This window comes from Serratia sp. CY44782, from assembly GCF_052168715.1.
In the GTDB taxonomy this organism is placed as follows: domain Bacteria; phylum Pseudomonadota; class Gammaproteobacteria; order Enterobacterales; family Enterobacteriaceae; genus Serratia; species Serratia nevei.
The window spans coordinates 197,750-215,315 of the sequence record NZ_JBJNME010000001.1; the positions used below are offsets into that span (position 1 = coordinate 197,750).

General features: G+C 61.0%; 16 protein-coding genes. 12 read left to right on the forward strand and 4 right to left on the reverse strand.

Features of this window, described 5'->3' with window-relative positions; translation table 11 throughout:
* Positions 1 to 6 precede the first annotated feature (6 nt).
* Positions 7 to 1,464 carry an NADH-quinone oxidoreductase subunit NuoN gene (nuoN, locus tag ACJ8HT_RS00990; RefSeq protein WP_033635324.1) on the forward strand — a complete coding sequence of 486 codons (1,458 nt, stop codon included), beginning with the start codon at positions 7 to 9 and terminating at the stop codon, positions 1,462 to 1,464.
* Positions 1,465 to 1,529: 65 nt separating this feature from the next.
* Here nuoN and ACJ8HT_RS00995 read toward each other — a convergent pair whose 3' ends face one another.
* The 3 genes from ACJ8HT_RS00995 to ACJ8HT_RS01005 form a co-directional block, all read right to left on the reverse strand.
* The gene (locus ACJ8HT_RS00995) at positions 1,530 to 1,895 is read right to left on the reverse strand and encodes a helix-turn-helix domain-containing protein (protein ID WP_072022352.1); all 366 of its coding nucleotides are present in this window, start codon (positions 1,893 to 1,895) and stop codon (positions 1,530 to 1,532) included.
* An 18-nt stretch (positions 1,896 to 1,913) separates the two neighbouring features.
* Complete coding sequence (locus tag ACJ8HT_RS01000; RefSeq protein WP_033635320.1) at positions 1,914 to 2,174, reverse strand: type II toxin-antitoxin system RelE family toxin; 261 nt, start codon at positions 2,172 to 2,174, stop codon at positions 1,914 to 1,916.
* Positions 2,175 to 2,299: 125 nt separating this feature from the next.
* Positions 2,300 to 3,175 (reverse strand): LysR family transcriptional regulator, encoded by an 876-nt coding sequence (locus tag ACJ8HT_RS01005; protein ID WP_197652403.1) that lies wholly within the window; start codon positions 3,173 to 3,175, stop codon positions 2,300 to 2,302.
* Between the two features lie 289 nt (positions 3,176 to 3,464).
* Here ACJ8HT_RS01005 and ACJ8HT_RS01010 point away from each other — a divergent pair, with 289 nt between their 5' ends.
* From ACJ8HT_RS01010 to menE, 9 genes are all read left to right on the forward strand, one after another.
* Positions 3,465 to 4,700, forward strand: coding sequence for an MFS transporter (locus ACJ8HT_RS01010; protein WP_197652404.1), 1,236 nt, complete (start codon positions 3,465 to 3,467; stop codon positions 4,698 to 4,700).
* A 130-nt stretch (positions 4,701 to 4,830) separates the two neighbouring features.
* On the forward strand, positions 4,831 to 5,340 hold the full coding sequence (locus ACJ8HT_RS01015) for a DUF1097 domain-containing protein (protein WP_194572812.1): 510 nt from the start codon (positions 4,831 to 4,833) through the stop codon (positions 5,338 to 5,340).
* 240 nt (positions 5,341 to 5,580) lie between these two features.
* Complete coding sequence (idnO, locus tag ACJ8HT_RS01020; protein WP_049200181.1) at positions 5,581 to 6,345, forward strand: gluconate 5-dehydrogenase; 765 nt, start codon at positions 5,581 to 5,583, stop codon at positions 6,343 to 6,345.
* 118 nt (positions 6,346 to 6,463) lie between these two features.
* Positions 6,464 to 6,775 (forward strand): stress response protein ElaB, encoded by a 312-nt coding sequence (gene elaB, locus ACJ8HT_RS01025; protein ID WP_123895519.1) that lies wholly within the window; start codon positions 6,464 to 6,466, stop codon positions 6,773 to 6,775.
* A gap of 380 nt (positions 6,776 to 7,155) precedes the next feature.
* Positions 7,156 to 8,832, forward strand: coding sequence for a 2-succinyl-5-enolpyruvyl-6-hydroxy-3-cyclohexene-1-carboxylic-acid synthase (gene menD, locus ACJ8HT_RS01030; protein ID WP_197652405.1), 1,677 nt, complete (start codon positions 7,156 to 7,158; stop codon positions 8,830 to 8,832).
* A complete protein-coding gene (gene menH, locus ACJ8HT_RS01035; protein WP_197652406.1) occupies positions 8,829 to 9,599 on the forward strand; it encodes a 2-succinyl-6-hydroxy-2,4-cyclohexadiene-1-carboxylate synthase in 771 nt (256 codons plus the stop codon). The genes menD and menH overlap by 4 nt, the downstream gene beginning before the upstream one ends.
* 11 nt (positions 9,600 to 9,610) lie before the next feature.
* Positions 9,611 to 10,468, forward strand: a complete 858-nt coding sequence (gene menB / locus ACJ8HT_RS01040) for a 1,4-dihydroxy-2-naphthoyl-CoA synthase (protein WP_019453706.1) — start codon at positions 9,611 to 9,613, stop codon at positions 10,466 to 10,468.
* Positions 10,468 to 11,451, forward strand: coding sequence for an o-succinylbenzoate synthase (gene menC / locus ACJ8HT_RS01045; protein ID WP_197652407.1), 984 nt, complete (start codon positions 10,468 to 10,470; stop codon positions 11,449 to 11,451). The genes menB and menC overlap by 1 nt, the downstream gene beginning before the upstream one ends.
* Positions 11,439 to 12,824: an o-succinylbenzoate--CoA ligase gene (menE, locus tag ACJ8HT_RS01050; protein WP_197652408.1), complete on the forward strand. Its 1,386-nt coding sequence runs from the start codon at positions 11,439 to 11,441 to the stop codon at positions 12,822 to 12,824. Before menC ends, menE begins: the two co-directional genes overlap by 13 nt.
* 43 nt (positions 12,825 to 12,867) lie before the next feature.
* On the opposite strand, the gene katA is transcribed toward menE, so the two are convergent.
* Positions 12,868 to 14,304, reverse strand: a complete 1,437-nt coding sequence (katA, locus tag ACJ8HT_RS01055; protein WP_060420075.1) for a catalase KatA — start codon at positions 14,302 to 14,304, stop codon at positions 12,868 to 12,870.
* 338 nt (positions 14,305 to 14,642) lie between these two features.
* On the opposite strand from katA, the gene ACJ8HT_RS01060 reads away from it, so the two are divergent.
* Together ACJ8HT_RS01060 and ACJ8HT_RS01065 are read left to right on the forward strand one after the other, a co-directional pair.
* Positions 14,643 to 15,182 (forward strand): YfaZ family outer membrane protein, encoded by a 540-nt coding sequence (locus tag ACJ8HT_RS01060; protein ID WP_016926923.1) that lies wholly within the window; start codon positions 14,643 to 14,645, stop codon positions 15,180 to 15,182.
* A gap of 200 nt (positions 15,183 to 15,382) precedes the next feature.
* Positions 15,383 to 17,560: a TonB-dependent receptor gene (locus tag ACJ8HT_RS01065; RefSeq protein ID WP_376787976.1), complete on the forward strand. Its 2,178-nt coding sequence runs from the start codon at positions 15,383 to 15,385 to the stop codon at positions 17,558 to 17,560.
* Positions 17,561 to 17,566 lie beyond the last annotated feature (6 nt).

Consider the following 17,566-nt stretch of genomic DNA (forward strand, 5'->3'; position numbering starts at 1 on the left):
TTCGCCATGACAATAACTCCTCAACAACTGATCGCACTGCTGCCGCTGTTGATCGTCGGATTGACGGTGGTGGTTGTGATGCTAGGCATTGCGTGGCGACGCGACCACTTTATCAACGCCACCCTGACCGTGATCGGTCTCAACCTGGCGCTGCTTTCGCTGTACTTTGTCGGCCAGGCAGGCCCAATGGACGTCACCCCGCTGCTGCGGGTTGACGGTTACTCGATGTTCTACACCGGGCTGGTGCTGCTGGCGAGTCTGGCGACCTGCACCTTCGCGTATCCGTGGCTGGTCGGCTATCCGGATAACCGCGAAGAGTTCTACCTGCTGGTGCTGATCGCCGCCATGGGTGGCATCCTGCTGGCGAGCGCCAACCATCTGGCTTCGCTGTTCATCGGTATCGAGCTGATCTCGCTGCCGCTGTTCGGCCTGGTGGGCTACGCCTACCGCCAGAAGCGCCCGTTGGAAGCCGCCATTAAGTACATGCTGCTGTCCGCCGCCGCCTCGTCGTTCCTGCTGTTCGGCATGGCGCTGCTGTATGCCGAGTCCGGCGATCTGTCGCTGGCCGGCCTCGGCAAGAGCCTGCAGGAAAACATGATGCACCAGCCGCTGATCCTGGCCGGTATGGGCATGATGATCGTCGGTCTGGGCTTCAAGCTGTCGCTGGTGCCGTTCCAACTGTGGACGCCGGACGTGTATCAGGGCGCGCCTGCGCCGGTCTCGACCTTCCTGGCGACCGCCAGCAAGATCGCGATCTTCGCGGTCGTGATGCGTCTGTTCCTGTATGCCCCGGCCGCCGACAACGAAGCGCTGCGCATGGTGCTGTCGATCATTGCGTTCTGCTCTATCTTGTTCGGCAACCTGATGGCCATCAGCCAGACCAACATCAAGCGTCTGCTGGGCTACTCGTCGATCGCTCACCTGGGCTACCTGCTGGTGGCGCTGATTGCGGTGCAAACCCATCAGCTGTCGCTGGAAACCGCCGGCGTTTACCTGGCCGGTTACCTGTTCAGCAGCCTGGGCGCCTTCGGCGTGGTTAGCCTGATGTCCAGCCCGTACCGCGGCCCGGATGCGGATTCGCTGTTCTCTTACCGTGGTCTGTTCTGGCATAAGCCAATCTTGTCCGCGGTGATGACGGTGATGATGCTGTCGCTGGCCGGTATCCCGATGACGCTGGGCTTTATCGGTAAGTTCTTCGTGATCGCGATGGGCGTCAGCGCACACCTGTGGTGGCTGACCGGCGCAGTCGTGGTAGGCAGCGCCATCGGCCTGTACTACTACCTGCGCGTGACCGTCAGCCTGTTCCTCAGCGCGCCGGAATCGCTGCAGCGCGATACCCCGAACAACTGGGCGTTGACCGCCGGTGGCGTCGTGGTGCTGATCTCCGCCGCGCTGGTGCTGCTGTTGGGTGTCTATCCGCAGCCGCTGATTTCGCTGGTGCAAATGGCTCAGCCGACGTTCTGATAACGCTTCAGACGGTAAAAAGGTCGCTTCGGCGACCTTTTTTTATGGGCGGGGGAAAGAAGCTATTACAACGTCATTTGTGCCGGTTGGCAGCGATAGAGGACAGCCAGCTTTTCCCGGGTTTTCTTTTGTGGTTTCGAGTGAGGGGCTTCCCATTGGGAAACGGCGGATTGTGTCGTGCCCAATTTTTCCGCTACATCGTATTGCGAGAGGCCACGGAAAATTCGCCAAGCGGCAATCAAGCTGACGTCTTGATCCAGCATGATGGAAACGACTTCATGGGGGACGGTTTCATCATCATGCTTATCGGCATGGTAGGGAAGAGGCTCGTAGTCCTCTTGCTGTCTCACAAGCCTTTTATACTCATCGAGCGGCAATACCACATAGAGCGGCTGGCCGGAGTCATCATGGATATACTGTAACTTCGCCATTCGGCATACCTCTGACTTTCAATAAGTTGTCGATGTTCTGCGTTTTACCTGCTGAATCAGGCACACGACAGGTTCATCATCGACGATCTCAAAAATAATGCGGTAGTTCCCTGCGCGTAGACGGTACTGGTTATCGGTACCGTGCAGCTTTTTAATGTCCAGTCTGACGGTCGGGAAAGTGCCCAAGAGTTCAACCTTGTGCGCAATGGCCAACCGGTTCTGAGAAGGCAGTGTCATCAATTGTTTCAGTGCTTTACGTGACCAGCTGATCTTTGCCATTGTTCCCTCGGGCCGAATGCACGTCCTGTGCAGTGATTAGATAATAAGCTTTATATCTTATTATTTCAATCTTGGACGAAGAAGGATACGTGAGACATCAGCGATGTTTCTCCACGTGTCGGCACTCAGCCGTAATGGACGCTAAACGACGTTTCCAGCGCCTGCACCACCGCGCGCACGCGGGCGGCGCGTTGCAAATCGGGATGCAGCACCAGCCAGATATCCACCCAGTCTTTGTTCTCCGGGAGCAGGCGCACCAGCTCCGGGTCTTTGTCCGCCAAAAACGCGGAGAGCAGGCCGATGCCCAGCCCGCTGCGGGTGGCGGAGCGCAGCAGCAGCTGTGAATTGCATTGCAGCACGACGTTGGGCTCGTGCATGGCCTCGCCGCAGAAATTGTTCCAGTGGCGCGGCACCAGCTCGCGCGGGAACATCAGCAGATCGTGGCCGCGCAGCTGCTCGCCCCTGACCGGCATGCCGTGCCGCGCCAGGTAGTGCTGAGAGGCGTACAGACCCATTTCGATGGTGGCTAAGCGTTTGATGATCAGCTCATCGTCATCGGGGCGGGCGCCGCGGATCGCCAGATCTGCGCCGTGGTAAGAGATATCGGCGATGTTCAGCGCCGTTAACAGCGTGACGGTGATGGCGGGGTAGCGTTCCCGCAGATCTTGCAGCGCCGGCATCACGAAGGCTTCGGCCAGGGTATCGGTGGTGGCGATGCGCACGTTGCCGTTCAGGCTTTCGTCACCGCTGGCGGCTTTACGGTTGATCGCCTGCACCGCATTTTCCATCTTCATCACGTCCGCCAGCATTTCCTCCCCCAGCGGGCTGAGGGCGAAGGATTTCGGCGTGCGGATAAACAGCTTGGAGCCGAGTGCGTCTTCGAAAGCGGACAGCCGTCGACCGACGGTCGCCTGATCGACATGCAGCTGGCTGGCGGCTTTGCGCAGCGTGCCACAGCGTGCGACGGCCAAAAAGAAGCGCGCGTCGTCCCAATTCATCATGCCATTTCCTCTCTGCGGATTTGTCGGCGCCGTGGGGCACGGGCCAAGCCAGGCGAACAATAACGGTTTCTATCATAAAGCGTTGTTCCGCCCGGGGGGAGACAAAGACGGTTAACGGCCTGCACATCGGCGGTTATTTCTCCGGTGATGCAAGAATGCATCAGGGTGATTCATTCTTGACGATACTTCGCCCTTCGCCGCAACGCTATGATAAGCGCCGTTCCCGGCTCGTCGGGTGAGGAAAAACGTCGATGGCAGGCTGCCGCCTGCCGACTTTGGGAGTTAAAGCATGTCAGAAAATACCGCCATCCAGGACACGGTGCCGAAAAACGCGCAGGCATCGCGCATGGGTATTCTATTGTTCCTGGCATTGGCACTGATGTCGGCATTGCTGAACAGCAGTGCGCCGACGCCGCTGTATCCGCTGTATCAGCAGCAGCTTGCGCTGAGCTCCGTCAGCCTGACCGTCGTTTACGGCGCTTACGCCGCCGGCGTGCTGATCTCTTTGTTCGGCGTCGGCAATCTGGCCGGCAAAGTGAAGGATTTGCGCAGCATGATCGTGCCGGCATTGCTGGTGGTGTTGAGCGGTGCGCTGCTGTTCGCGCGGGCCGATACCTTTGTCATGATGCTCATGGCGCGGCTGCTGGCCGGGGTAGGCACCGGGGCGCTGACCGGTGCGGCGAACATCGCGTTGGTGCGGTTTGGGCCGCGGGACGGTGGCAAAAACGCCGCGTTGATCGCCACGTTGTCCTTTACCACAGGGTTGGCGCTGGGCCCAATCTTCAGCGGCATTGCCTTGCAGACCGGTTTCCATCCCACGACGCTGCCGTTCGTTTTTATCATGGTCATTGCCGCCGTGGCTGCGTTGGGCGTGATGTTCTCGTGGCCGCGTGGCGTGGTTACGGCGCCGACCCATGCTGCGCCGGCTGCGACAGAAAAAAGCTCGCTGCTCGATGGCCTGCGCGCCACCGGCGGTAAATTCTTTGTGTGTGCCGGGGCGCTGTTTATCTGTTGGGCCCTGGCCGCCAGCATTTTGGCTATCGGCCCCAGCGTGGCGGAAACGCTGTTAGGCCTGCACGCTCGAGGCGTCTTTGGCTATGCGATTGCGGTTTATCTGTTGATCGCCGGTGTCAGCCAGATTTTGAGCCGTCGTCTTAACGCCCGCCATTCGCTGTTGTTCGGTTGCCTGGCGCAGGTGCTGGCGGCGGTGGTATTCGCCGTGGCGATCCAGTGGCATTCACTATGGCTGGCGGCTGCGGGGCTGGTGGTGGCTGGCTACGCTTACGGCGCCATTTTCGTTGGCAGCGCGACCCTGGTAAACCTGATTTCGCCACCGGCCAGCCATGCTCGTTTGCTTTCGCTGTTTTACGTTATCGCTTATATCGCCAACTGGGTGCCGATCTTGCTGGGGATCGTGGTCGACCGTGTCGATCTGCAGCAGGCAACCCATCTGCTGTTCCTGAGCAGCACCACGGTATGCCTGTTGTTGGCATGGATGACGGTACGTGCTGGGTTCCCACGTTAATAATTTTGTGATTTAAGTCTCTTTTATTTAATTAATTATTCTTTAATTGCATTTATATTGTGATTTTAATCACATGAAATGACCGGCTTTCGGGTAAACTGCGCGCTTTCTTTTTGCCGCGGGTCACTTTATGAACGTTCTTTTCGCCATTGCCGTCACCACCGGGATCCTCTCCGGCGTGTGGGGATGGGTTGCCGTCAGCCTGGGGTTGATCGGTTGGGCCGGTTTTCTCGGGTGCACGGCGTATTTCGCCTGCCCGCAGGGCGGGCTGAAAGGGTTGCTGATCGGCGCGTTGACCTGCTGCAGCGGCGTCTTCTGGGCAATGGCGATCATCCACGGCAGCGAACTGGCGCCGCAGTGGAATCTCTTGGGGTATCTGCTGACCGGCATCGTGGCATTCCTGATGTGCATTCAGGCCAAACAACAGTGGCTGGGGTTTGTGCCCGGTACCTTTATCGGCGCCTGTGCGACCTTCGCCGGCGGTGGCGATTGGCCGCTGGTGACGCTTTCCCTGTTGGTGGGCCTGCTGTTTGGTTATGCGATGAAAAACAGCGGCCTGTGGTGGGCGGCGCGCAGTGAAAAAGCACGCGCCGCGCCACCGACTGGCCAGAATGCCGGCTCAAACAGCGCCGCCGAGTGAGCGGCTGTCGCGCCGCTGTGCGACGGGCTCCCCCTGATAACCAGGACGGTAACACTGTTGAAAGTATTCTACTTTCAAATGGATAGGTGTCAGTTTCTCTTACAGGGATTGCGTGAGATCACGTTAAGAGTAACAGGGTTTCGTAACATGATTTTCAGTGATTTCCATCACATTTTTACCGGTAACAATCGGCTGAGATAGAGGCCTGTCCGATTGGAGGCCTGATGGCCGGGAATCACCATGAACAACCTGTTCTCACTGGATAACAAGATCGTCTTGATCACCGGCGCCTCGCGCGGCATCGGTTTCCTGCTGGCGCGGGGCCTTGCGCAGCAGGGAGCACATATTCTGATCAACGCCACCACCGAAGCGCACGCCCGGCACGCGGCCGATCGCCTGCGTGACGAGGGGCTCCGTGCCGATGCGGCGGCGTTCGACGTCACCGACTCCCTGGCGGTGCATGCCGCTATCGATCGTATTGAAGCGGAAATCGGCGCGATAGACGTATTGATCAACAATGCCGGCATCCAACGCCGTCATCCGTTTACCGAGTTCCCGGAGCAAGACTGGGACGACATCATCGCCGTTAACCAGAAGGCGGTCTTCATCGTGTCGCAGACCGTGGCGCGCTACATGGTGCCGCGTCGGTGCGGCAAGATAATCAATATCGGTTCGATGCAGAGCGAGCTGGGACGGGACACCATCACCCCTTATGCGGCATCCAAGGGCGCGGTTAAAATGTTGACGCGCGGCATGTGCGTGGAATTGGCACGTTACAACATCCAGGTCAACGGCATTGCCCCCGGCTATTTCAAAACCGAGATGACGCAAGCGCTGGCCGACGATCCGGCCTTTACCGCCTGGCTGACCCAGCGTACGCCCGCCGCGCGCTGGGGCGATCCGCAAGAGCTGATCGGTGCAGCGGTGTTCCTGGCCGCTGATGCCTCCGCCTTCGTCAACGGACAGTTGCTGTTTGTCGATGGTGGCATGTCCGCTGCGGTGTAATGGCTCTCGTGGAACTTTTGGTGCTATGACATTTTAGGGTAAAAGTCCGATGGCCGCAGGCGGCGATCCTTGTCTATAGTGTAGGAACGCTTAATTTTTCAACCACGGAGATCTCACGATGGCAAGATATACGGATGCTGAGCAAACTACGCTGGATGACGATCTGAGAATGCTGACCGAGACGCTGGAAGAAGTGCTGCAATACACCGGCGATCGCGCGGATCAGGCTTACGTCGACATCAAGTCGCACGCCGAGCAGGCGCTGAGTGAGGTCAAGGCGCGCTGGGCGAACACCGGTGAATCCTACTACGCGCGCGCCAAAGAAGCGGTACACCGCACCGACGACTACGTGCGGGATAAACCCTGGCACAGCGTAGGTATCGGCGCCACCGTCGGGCTGGTGCTGGGGCTGCTGCTGGCCCGTAAATAAATGACGAAATCGGGGCGGCGCAGGCCGCCTCGTGCTTTTCTGCAGACTGTGTTGTTCATCTCGCTGTTTCCCCGCTGGCTTTCCCTTATCCCGCCTATACTTCCCGCTAGCCGTCGTCGGAGCGCCTTTATTTCCCTTGTTTTTGTATGGACGGATTGAGCCGGCGCCGCCGCAAGTGTAAAGTATTTGTGTTTTTATTGTTTATTTTTTGTTCTAAATCAAATAATTATCTGGTGTAAATACCCAGGGATATACGGCGTTCTTGCGCTGGCGCAAAAGCCGTGAAAATAACACCTCATATAATACAGAGCGTAACTACAGGCGCGGCGTCCGTCGGCTGCGCCGGAGACGATCTCTGCTAACTGACTTGTGAGCGAACTATGTCGACAAGTGTTTTTAATCGCCGGTGGGCGGCTGTGCTGCTCGAGGCGCTGGCCCGCCATGGGGTGCGGCATGTTTGTATCGCTCCGGGATCGCGCTCCACGCCGCTGACGCTGGCCGCTGCGGCCAACCGATCGTTTATCTGTCATACCCATTTTGATGAGCGCGGGCTCGGCCATCTGGCGCTTGGGCTGGCGAAGGCGGCGCGTGAGCCGGTGGCGGTGATTGTCACGTCCGGCACCGCGGCGGCGAACCTTTATCCCGCGTTGATCGAAGCCGGCCTGACCGGTGAGCGGCTGGTGTTTCTCACTGCCGATCGGCCGCCGGAGTTGATCGACTGCGGCGCCAATCAGGCGATCCGTCAAAGCGGCCTCTACAGCAGCCACCCGACGCTGGCGATCGATCTGCCGCGTCCTACGCCGGATATTCCGGCCGCGTGGCTGGCCTCCAGCGTCGACAGCGCGATGGCGCGCTTGCAACACGGCGCTTTGCATATCAACTGCCCGTTCGCCGAGCCGCTGTACGGCGGCGACGAACGTCACTATGCCGATTGGTCCGCCGCGCTGGGCGACTGGTGGCAGAGCGATCGTCCGTGGCTGCAGGAAAGCGAGACACATGCGGCGCCATTGCCGCAGCCGGACTGGTTCTTCTGGCGGCAGAAACGCGGCGTGGTGCTGGCCGGGCGCATGAGCGCGCAAGAGGGCGCTCAGGTGGCCGAATGGGCCGCAACGCTGGGCTGGCCGCTGATCGGCGACGTGCTGTCGCAGACCGGGCAACCGCTGCCCTGCGCCGATTTGTGGCTCGCTTACCCGCAGGCGCAGCGCGTACTGCAAGATGCGCAACTGGTGGTGCAGTTCGGCGGCAGCCTGACCGGCAAACGCCTGCTGCAGTGGCAGGCGCAGTGCCGGCCGGAAGAGTATTGGGTCATCGACGAGCTGCCGGGGCGGCTCGATCCGGCCCAGCACCGGGGGCGGCGCCTGCGCGCCGGCGTGGCGCAGTGGTTGGCGCAGCACCCGGCACAGCCGCGCGCGCCGTGGGCCGCCGGGCTGGCCGCGCTGGCGGATAAGGCGCTGACGGCGGCATCCACGCATCTGCACGATAACTTTGGCGAAGCGCAGCTGGCGCATCGCCTGCCGGAACTGCTGCCGGAGAACGGCCAGCTGTTTCTCGGCAACAGCCTGGTGGTGCGACTGATTGACGCGTTAACGCCATTGCCCGTCGCCTACCCGGTATTCAGCAACCGCGGCGCCAGCGGCATCGACGGCCTGATCTCCACCGCCGCCGGCGTGCAGCGCGCAACCGCCAGGCCGACGTTGGCGGTGGTGGGCGATCTTTCCGCTCTGTATGACCTCAATGCGCTGGCGCTGCTGCGCCAGAGCTCGGCGCCAACGGTGTTGATCGTCGTCAACAACAACGGCGGCCAAATTTTCTCGCTGCTGCCGACGCCGGAAGAGGATCGTCAGCGCTTTTACTGCATGCCGCAGAACGTCGAGTTTAGCCACGCGGCGGCGATGTTCCAGCTGGGTTACGCGCGGCCGGAGAACTGGAGCCAGCTGCAACAGGCGGTTGAACAAGGCTGGCGGCGCGGCGGCGCCACGCTTATCGAACTGCAGGTGCCGCCGAGCGCGGGGGCCGAAAGCCTGCAATACCTGGTGCAACATATGGCGGTGCAATGATGCTGGCGACGCGAATTTTGCAACAGGGCGAAGCGGGCCGCCCGTGGCTGGTGTGGCTGCATGGCCTGCTCGGCAACAACAATGAATGGCGGGTGATCGCCGCACGCTGCCCGGAATGGCCGTCGCTGGCCATCGATCTGCCCGGCCACGGCGATTCCGTGGCGGTGAGCTGCCGCGGCTTCGACGACATCAGCGCGCAGATCGCCGCCACGCTGCAGCTGCGCAATATCGAACGCTATTGGCTGGTAGGCTACTCGCTCGGCGGGCGCATCGCCATGTATCACGCCTGCCACGGCCGCCATGCCGGCCTGCAGGGGGTGATCGTCGAGGGCGGCAACCCGGGGCTAGAGGACGAAGAGCAGCGCCGCCGGCGCTGCGAACAGGATGCGCTGTGGGCGGAGCGCTTCCGCAGTGAGCCGATCGCCGAGGTTCTGGCGGACTGGTATCAGCAGCCGGTGTTCAAAGAGCTTAGCCACGTGCACCGCCAGGCGCTGATCGCCGCGCGCTCGGTCAACAGCGGCCCGGCGATCGCCGACATGCTCGAAGCCACGTCGCTCGGGCGGCAGCCCTATCTGGCGCCGCAGCTGCGCCAACTGAGCGTGCCGCTGCAGGTGCTGTGCGGTGAGAACGACCCCAAATTTCAACGGCTGGCGCGCGACGCCGGGTTGCCGTTGCGCATCGTGCCGCAGGCCGGGCACAACGCGCATCTGGCCAATCCGCAGGATTTCGTCGCCGAGCTGCAGACCTTTCTCGTTAACCCTGGTTAAAGGAACCGAACATGCTTTATCCGAATGAAGAACAGCTGTATGCCGCCATCGCCTGGCAGGATTGCACCGGCGATTTCGAAGACATTCTGTATCACAAGTCCGCCGACGGCATCGCCAAAATCACCATTAACCGGCCGCAGGTGCGCAATGCGTTTCGCCCGCAAACGGTCAAAGAGATGATCGACGCGCTGGCCAACGCCCGTTACGACGACGGCATCGGCGTCATTATTCTAACCGGCGCCGGTGATAAGGCCTTCTGCTCCGGTGGCGATCAGAAAGTGCGCGGCGACTACGGCGGCTATCGCGACGACAGCGGTGTGCATCACCTCAACGTGCTGGACTTCCAGCGCCAGATCCGCACCTGCCCAAAACCGGTGGTGGCGATGGTGGCCGGTTATTCGATCGGCGGCGGCCACGTGCTGCACATGATGTGCGATCTGACCATCGCGGCGGATAACGCCATCTTCGGCCAGACCGGCCCGAAAGTGGGCTCGTTCGACGGCGGCTGGGGCGCGTCTTACATGGCGCGCATCGTCGGCCAGAAGAAGGCGCGCGAAATCTGGTTCCTGTGCCGCCAGTACGATGCCGCTGCCGCGTTGGACATGGGCCTGGTCAATACCGTGGTGCCGCTGGCCGAACTGGAAAAAGAGACGGTGCGCTGGTGCCGAGAAATGCTGCAGAACAGCCCGATGGCGCTGCGCTGCCTGAAGGCGGCGCTGAACGCCGACTGCGACGGCCAGGCCGGTTTGCAGGAGCTGGCGGGCAACGCCACCATGCTGTTCTACATGACCGACGAAGGGCAAGAAGGGCGCAACGCGTTCAACGAGAAGCGTCAGCCGGACTTCAGCAAATTCAAGCGTAACCCGTAATGAGCGGGGTAAACCGCAGCGCGGCGCTTTACCGTTACAGCCTGCCGATGGAGGCGGGCGTGGTGCTGCGCAATCAGCGGTTGAAAACGCGTGACGGATGGGTGGTGCAGCTGCGTCAGGGCGAGCGTGAAGGCTGGGGCGAGATCGCGCCGCTGCCGGAATTCAGCCAGGAAACGTTGGCGCAGGCCGAACAGGCCGCGTTGGACTGGCTGCCGGCCTGGTTGGCGGGCAACGAACCGGATGACAGCACGCTGCCCTCGGTGGCCTTTGGGATTAGCTGCGCGCAGGCCGAGCTGGAGCAGCGCTTGCCGACGCAGGCGGATTTTCGCAAGGCGCCGCTGTGCACCGGCGATCCGGACGAGCTGTTCGAGATATTGAGCGCCTTGCCGGGCGAGAAAGTCGCGAAAGTGAAGGTGGGGCTGTATGAGGCGGTGCGCGACGGCATGATCGTCAACGTGCTGCTGGAGGCGCTGCCGAATCTGCGGCTGCGGCTGGATGCCAATCGCAGCTGGACCCGCGCCAAAGCCGACGGCTTCGCCAAATACGTCAACCCGGCGTGGCGCGATCGCATCGCCTTTTTGGAAGAGCCCTGCAAGACCCGTGATGAATCGCGCGATTTCGCCCGGGCGACCGGCATTGCCATCGCCTGGGATGAGAGCGTGCGTGAGGCGGACTTTGTGGTGCAGGCCGAGCCGGGCGTGGCGGCGATCGTGATCAAGCCGACGCTGGTTGGTAGCCTGACGCGCTGCCAGTTGCTGGTGGCGCAGGCGCATGCGGCGGGGCTGACGGCGGTGATCAGTTCCAGCATCGAGTCTAGCCTGGGGTTAACCCAGTTGGCGCGCATCGCCCGCTGGCTGACGCCGGACACCGTGCCGGGGCTGGATACGCTGGGGCTGATGCAGGCGCAGGTGCTGCGGCCTTGGCCAGGCAGCGCATTGCCGCTGCTGGATATTTCGGCGCTGGAGTGCCTATGGCGCCGTTAAGCGATTGGCCGTGGCGACACTGGGCGCGCCTTCAGCCACAGGCGACGGCCCTGCTGCTCGGCGAACAGCCGCTGAGCTGGCTGGCGTTGCAAGGTCGGGTGGATGAGCTGGCGGCGGATTTTCAGCACCAGGGAGTGGAGCCGGGCTGTGGCGTGGCGCTGTGCGGTAAAAACAGCTATCCGCTGCTGTTGGCCTACCTGGCGCTGCTGCAATGCGGCGCGCGTCTGTTGCCGCTCAATCCCGCCTTGCCGACGCCGCTGCTGACGCAGCTGTTACCCGAATTGGACATCACCTTTGCCTTCGGCCCGGATCCGTTGCCGGCGTTGCCGGAAGAGGTGATTCGATTGACGCCGCCCTCGACCGAGCCGCGCTGGCCGAACCTGCCGAGGTGGGATGTGCGGCGTCTGGCGACGCTGACGCTGACCTCGGGCTCCAGCGGCATGCCTAAAGCGGCGGCGCACAGCTACGCCAACCATCTGGCCAGCGCCGCCGGGGTGTTGCGGCTGATGGATTTTCAGCGCGAGGATTGCTGGCTGCTGTCACTGCCGCTGTTTCACGTCTCCGGCCAGGGTATCGTCTGGCGCTGGCTGGCGGTGGGTGCGCGGCTGGCGGTGCGCGAAATGCATCCGCTGGCCGAGGCATTGGTCGGCTGCACGCACGCCTCGCTGGTGCCGACACAGCTCTGGCGGCTGCTGGCGCAACCGCTGACGGGCACGACGCTGAAAGAGGTGCTGCTCGGCGGCGCAATGATCCCGGTGGCGCTGACCGAACGGGCGGAGGCGGCGGGGATCCGCTGCTGGTGCGGCTACGGCCTGACCGAACTGGCTTCCACGGTGTGTGCCAAACGCGCCGATGCGCGGCCGGGCGTTGGCCTGCCGCTCAGCGGCCGCGGGATCAAACTGGTGGACGAAGAAGTCTGGATCCGCGCCGACAGCCTGGCGCTCGGCTACTGGCGTCATGGCCGTCTGCAGCCGCTGGCCGATGAACAGGGTTGGTTTGCGACCCGCGATCGCGGCGTGATGGCCGAGGGGGAACTGCGTATTCTCGGCCGGTTGGACAACCTGTTTTTCAGCGGCGGTGAAGGGGTGCAGCCGGAGGATATCGAACGTGTGCTGGCGGCGCATCCGCAGATCACGCAGGCGTTTGTGGTGCCGGTGGCGGATGCCGAGTTCGGCCAGCGGCCGGTGGCGGTAATCGACGGCGAACCGTCGCTGTCGCTGGCGGCGTTGCTCGCCTGGTCGCAGGATAAACTGGCCAATTTCCAACGCCCGGCGGCTTTACTCTCGTTGCCCGACGAGCTGAAAAACGGCGGCATCAAGATTTCGCGCCGTCAGTTGCAGCAGTGGGTGGCGCAGCGTCTTTCTCAGGCATAAAAAAGCCGCCCGAAAGGGCGGCTGAGTGGATAGCAGCAGGGGGTTATTTCAGCCCCAGAGCCTTGGCGACACCGGCGCCGTAGTCCGGGTGTACCTTGGTGAACAGCTCGACCTGACGGCGCTGGATGTGTTCCGGCACCTGCGACAGTTCGCCGGCGATGCGGGTGAACATGCGCTGGTGCTCTTCTGCGCTCAGCAGGTTGAACAGCGCGCGCGGCTGGCTGTAGTAATCGTCATCTTCACGATGATTCCAGTGATCGGCCGCACCCTCAATGCTCAGCGGCGGTTCGCTGAAGTCCGGCTGCTCCTGGAACAGGCCGAAGCTGTTCGGTTCGTAGGTGGCGCCGTTGCCGCTGTTGCCGTCCACGCGCATCGCGCCGTCGCGATGGTAGTTGTGGAACGGGCATTTGGCGCCGTTCACCGGGATCTGGTGGTGGTTAACGCCCAGGCGATAGCGGTGCGCATCGCCATAGGAGAACAGACGGCCCTGCAGCATTTTATCCGGCGAGAAACTGATGCCCGGCACCACGTTGGCGGGGTTCATCGCCACCTGCTCAACCTCGGAGAAGTAGTTGTCGGGGTTGCGGTTCAGCTCGAAATAGCCGACGTCGATCAGCGGATAGTCGCCGTGCGGCCACACCTTGGTCAGATCGAACGGGTTGTATGGCGTCTGCGACGCTTCGTGTTCCGGCATGATCTGAATTTGCAGCTTCCAGCGCGGGAAGTCGCCGCGTTTGATCGCGTCGAACAGATCGCGCTGTGAGCTTTCGCGATCCTTGGCGATGATCGCTTCCGCTTCTTCATCCATCAGGTTTTCAATGCCTTGCTCGCAGCGGAAGTGGAATTTCACCCAGAAACGTTCGTTGGCGGCATTGATAAAGCTGAAGGTGTGGCTGCCGAAACCGTGCATGTGACGGTAGGATTTCGGAATGCCGCGATCGCTGAAGTCAATGGTCAGCTGGTGCAGCGATTCCGGCAGGTGGGAGAAGAAGTCCCACTTGTAGACGGGGTTGCGCAGGTTGGTATGCGGATCGCGTTTCACCACGTGGTTGAGATCGGGGAACTTCAGCGGATCGCGCAGATAGAACACCGGCGTATCGTTGCCCACCAGATCCCAGTTGCCTTCTTCGGTATAGAACTTCATGGCGAAGCCGCGAATGTCGCGCTCGGCGTCGGCTGCGCCGCGCTCACCGGCGACGGTGGAGAAGCGGATAAACATGTCGGTCTGTTTGCCGACCTCGGAGAAGATCTTGGCGCGCGTATAGCGGGTGATGTCGTGGGTAACGGTAAAGGTGCCGTAGGCGCCGGATCCCTTGGCGTGCATGCGGCGTTCTGGGATGACTTCACGGTCGAAGTGGGCCAGTTTCTCCAGGAACCACACGTCCTGCAACAGCATCGGGCCGCGTTTGCCTGCGGTGATCACGTTATTGTTATCGACAACCGGGGCGCCGGCTGCGGTGGTCAGTCCTTTCTTGCTCATCACTTGCTCCTTATCGTAGTGCAGTTAAGTAAAGACTCGGGCGGTTTAAGCGTTCATCAGCATAGTCCTTTGGCGGGGCTTTTTCCCCTGACCTTGGTCAAAGCCACTACTAGTTGTAGACCTATTGCCGAGCGGCGGCAAATAGGTCTCGGTTATCGTTGACATCGCCTTGACGAATAGAGAACGTTGTTTGCAAATATTTACATTTATTTGATTATTGAAGAATTTTTTCGCTTTTATCCCTTAAATACTCATTGCGCTTTGGTATAGACTCGTGACGTTATTATTATGCGTTGATTCGATCATTCGGTACGGATGACAAACCAGAGGGAAAGATGATGAAAAAGACTTGGGTCGCGTGCGCGGCAGGATTGCTGTTGGTGACCGGTGCGGCGAACGCCATCAGCGTGTCGGGCGAAGCCGGGCAGCACTACACCAACCTGGGCGTCGGCATGAGCACCGGCTCTTCAGGCCTGGGCCTGACCGGCAACTGGGCGCGCAGCGATCACGACGGCAACGTCGGCAGCCTGGGGTTGAACTTCGGCGTGCCGCTGGGGCCGTTGACGGCGACCGTGGGTGCCAAAGCGCTGTACCTCAGCCCGAAAGACGGGAAGAGCGGCGGGGCGGTGGCGCTGGGTGGCGGCCTGGAGTGGGAGATTAACCGTTACTTCAGCCTGCACGGCGAAGGGTACTTTGCGCCTGAATCCTTTACCAGCGGCGTGAAAGCCTATAACGAAGCCAGCGGCGGCCTGCGCTGGAAGTTCCGTCCGCTGAGCGTGGACGTGGGCTACCGTTACATGCAAATGGAAGGCAAAGACGGGCGTCGCGACAATACGCTGGCCGATGGCCCTTATGTCGGTGTCGGCCTGAGCTTCTAAGGCCGGCTGACGGGCTGCGGCCCATCGCGTTTTCCGAATCCCTCGGTCATTGGCCGGGGGATTTTTATTTGTGCCATCAACGGGAAATCCATCCGGACTCTGAATGGAAAAAGATTAAATAATTTAAAGACTCGACGATCGGCATCGCCATATGGGGGCACATGCCGTAAAATTCGTAATATAAATTTTTATATAACGATATGGACGTCATGACTTACCGAAATCCACTGGCGGCGCTGATGCCGCTGCTTGCCTCACTCTTTCCTTATACCGCTGCGGCGCAGGCCGATCGTGACGAGGTGTTGACCGTCACCGGCAGCGCGTTATCCCCCGCGACGGAAAGCGCATCCGGCGCCGGTTTTAAAACGCCGGAGATTGAACTCGGGCCGCTGGGCACCAGGGCGTGGATCGATACGCCTTATTCTTCTACCACCGTGACCCAACCGATGATCAAAAATCAGCAGGCGAAAAGCGTCGCCGAATTGCTGAAATATTCACCGAGCACGCAGATGCAGGCTCGCGGCGGCATGGACGTCGGGCGGCCTCAAAGCCGCGGCATGCAGGGCAGCGTGGTAGCGAACAGCCGCCTGGATGGGTTGAACATTGTCTCCACTACGGCCTTTCCCGTTGAAATGCTGGAGCGGCTGGATGTACTCAACAGTTTGACCGGTGCCTTGTATGGCCCTGCGAGCCCGGCCGGGCAGTTCAACTTTGTGGCGAAACGCCCGACGCCGCAACCGCTACGCGAGGTGACGCTCGGGTATCAGAGCCGCAGCGCCTTCAGCGGCCACGTCGACCTCGGCGGCCATCTCGACGACGACAATACGTTTGGCTATCGCATCAATGCCCTCAACGAAGAGGGTGAAGGCAGCGTTGACGACAGTACCTTGCGCCGTCGGCTGTTGGCCGTGGCGTTCGACTGGAATATCAAGCCGGGCACGCAGCTGCAGCTGGACGCCAGCCATTACGAATTCCTGCAAAAGGGTTATCCCGGCGGCTTCAGCTATGGGCCGAATGTCCCGCTGCCTTCCGCCCCCAATCCGCAGAATAAACGTCTGGCACTCGCAACGGCGGGTAACGATTTAACCACTGACACCCTCAGCACACGGCTGATTCATTACTTCAATGACGATTGGTCAGTCACGGGCGGCGTAGGTTGGCAACAGGCGGATCGCGCCATGCGTTCGGTATCCAGCACCCTGCTCAACGGCGACGGCGACATCAAGCGGTCGATGAGCGACTCCAGCGCCTCGGGGCGATTTCGGGTATTGAGCAATACGCTGACGTTGAACGGCCATATCGATACCGGCTCGGTGGGGCATGAGTTGGCGCTCGCCACGACGGGCTACGTCTGGTCTATCTACAGCGGCAAAGGCGCCAGCCGGCGCTACGATTTGGGTATCGACAATATGTATCATCCGTCGGCGATGCATGAGCCGGGCGACGGAAAGATCCCCAAGAACGGCGCGCGCTATAAATCCAGCGACAACAGCCAGCAGAGCGTGACTTTCGGCGATACGATGACCTTCAATCCGCAGTGGTCGGCGATGCTCTATTTAAGCGAAAGCTGGTTGCAAACGCGCAACTACGGCGCCGACGGCAAGAAAATCGAAGAGGACAATCAACAGGGTTTGAGCCCGAATGCGGCGTTGATGTACAAAATTACCCCGACGCTGATGGCCTATGTCAGCTATGCCGACTCGCTGGAGCAAGGCGGTACGGCCCCGCAGGGAGAAGGCGTGAAGAACGAAGGGCAGACGCTCAAGCCCTATCGCAGTCGGCAATATGAGATTGGCCTGAAAGCCGACGTCGGGGAGATGAACCTCGGCGCCGCGCTGTTCCGCCTCAAGCGGCCGTTCGCTTATGTTGACGCCGAAGACCGGGTGTACAAGGAGCAAGGCGAACAGGTGAACAATGGCCTTGAGATGACGGCCGCCGGGCGCATGGGTGAAGGGCTGAGCCTGTTTGGCGGCGTCACGCTGCTCGATCCGCAACTGAAAGAGACGGTTTCCGACAGCACGCGCGACAAGCGCGTGGTCGGCGTGCCGAAGGTGCAGGCCAATATGCTGGTGGAGTACAGCCTGCCTTCGATGCCGCAATGGGTCTATAGCGCCAACGTGCACTATACCGGCAAGCGAGCAGCGAACGACACCAATAGCGCCTGGGCTGACAGTTACACCACGCTGGACCTGGGGGCCCGCTACGCTACCCGCATTCATTCCGTGCCTGCGACTTTGCGGCTGACGGTCAATAACGTCACGAACGAACATTACTGGGCCTCAATTTTCCCGTCGGGCACGGACGGGAACGGTGGGGCATCGAGCGCGTTTCTCGGCAGCGGCCGTGAAGTGCGCGCATCCGTTACCTTTGACTTCTGAGGGCGC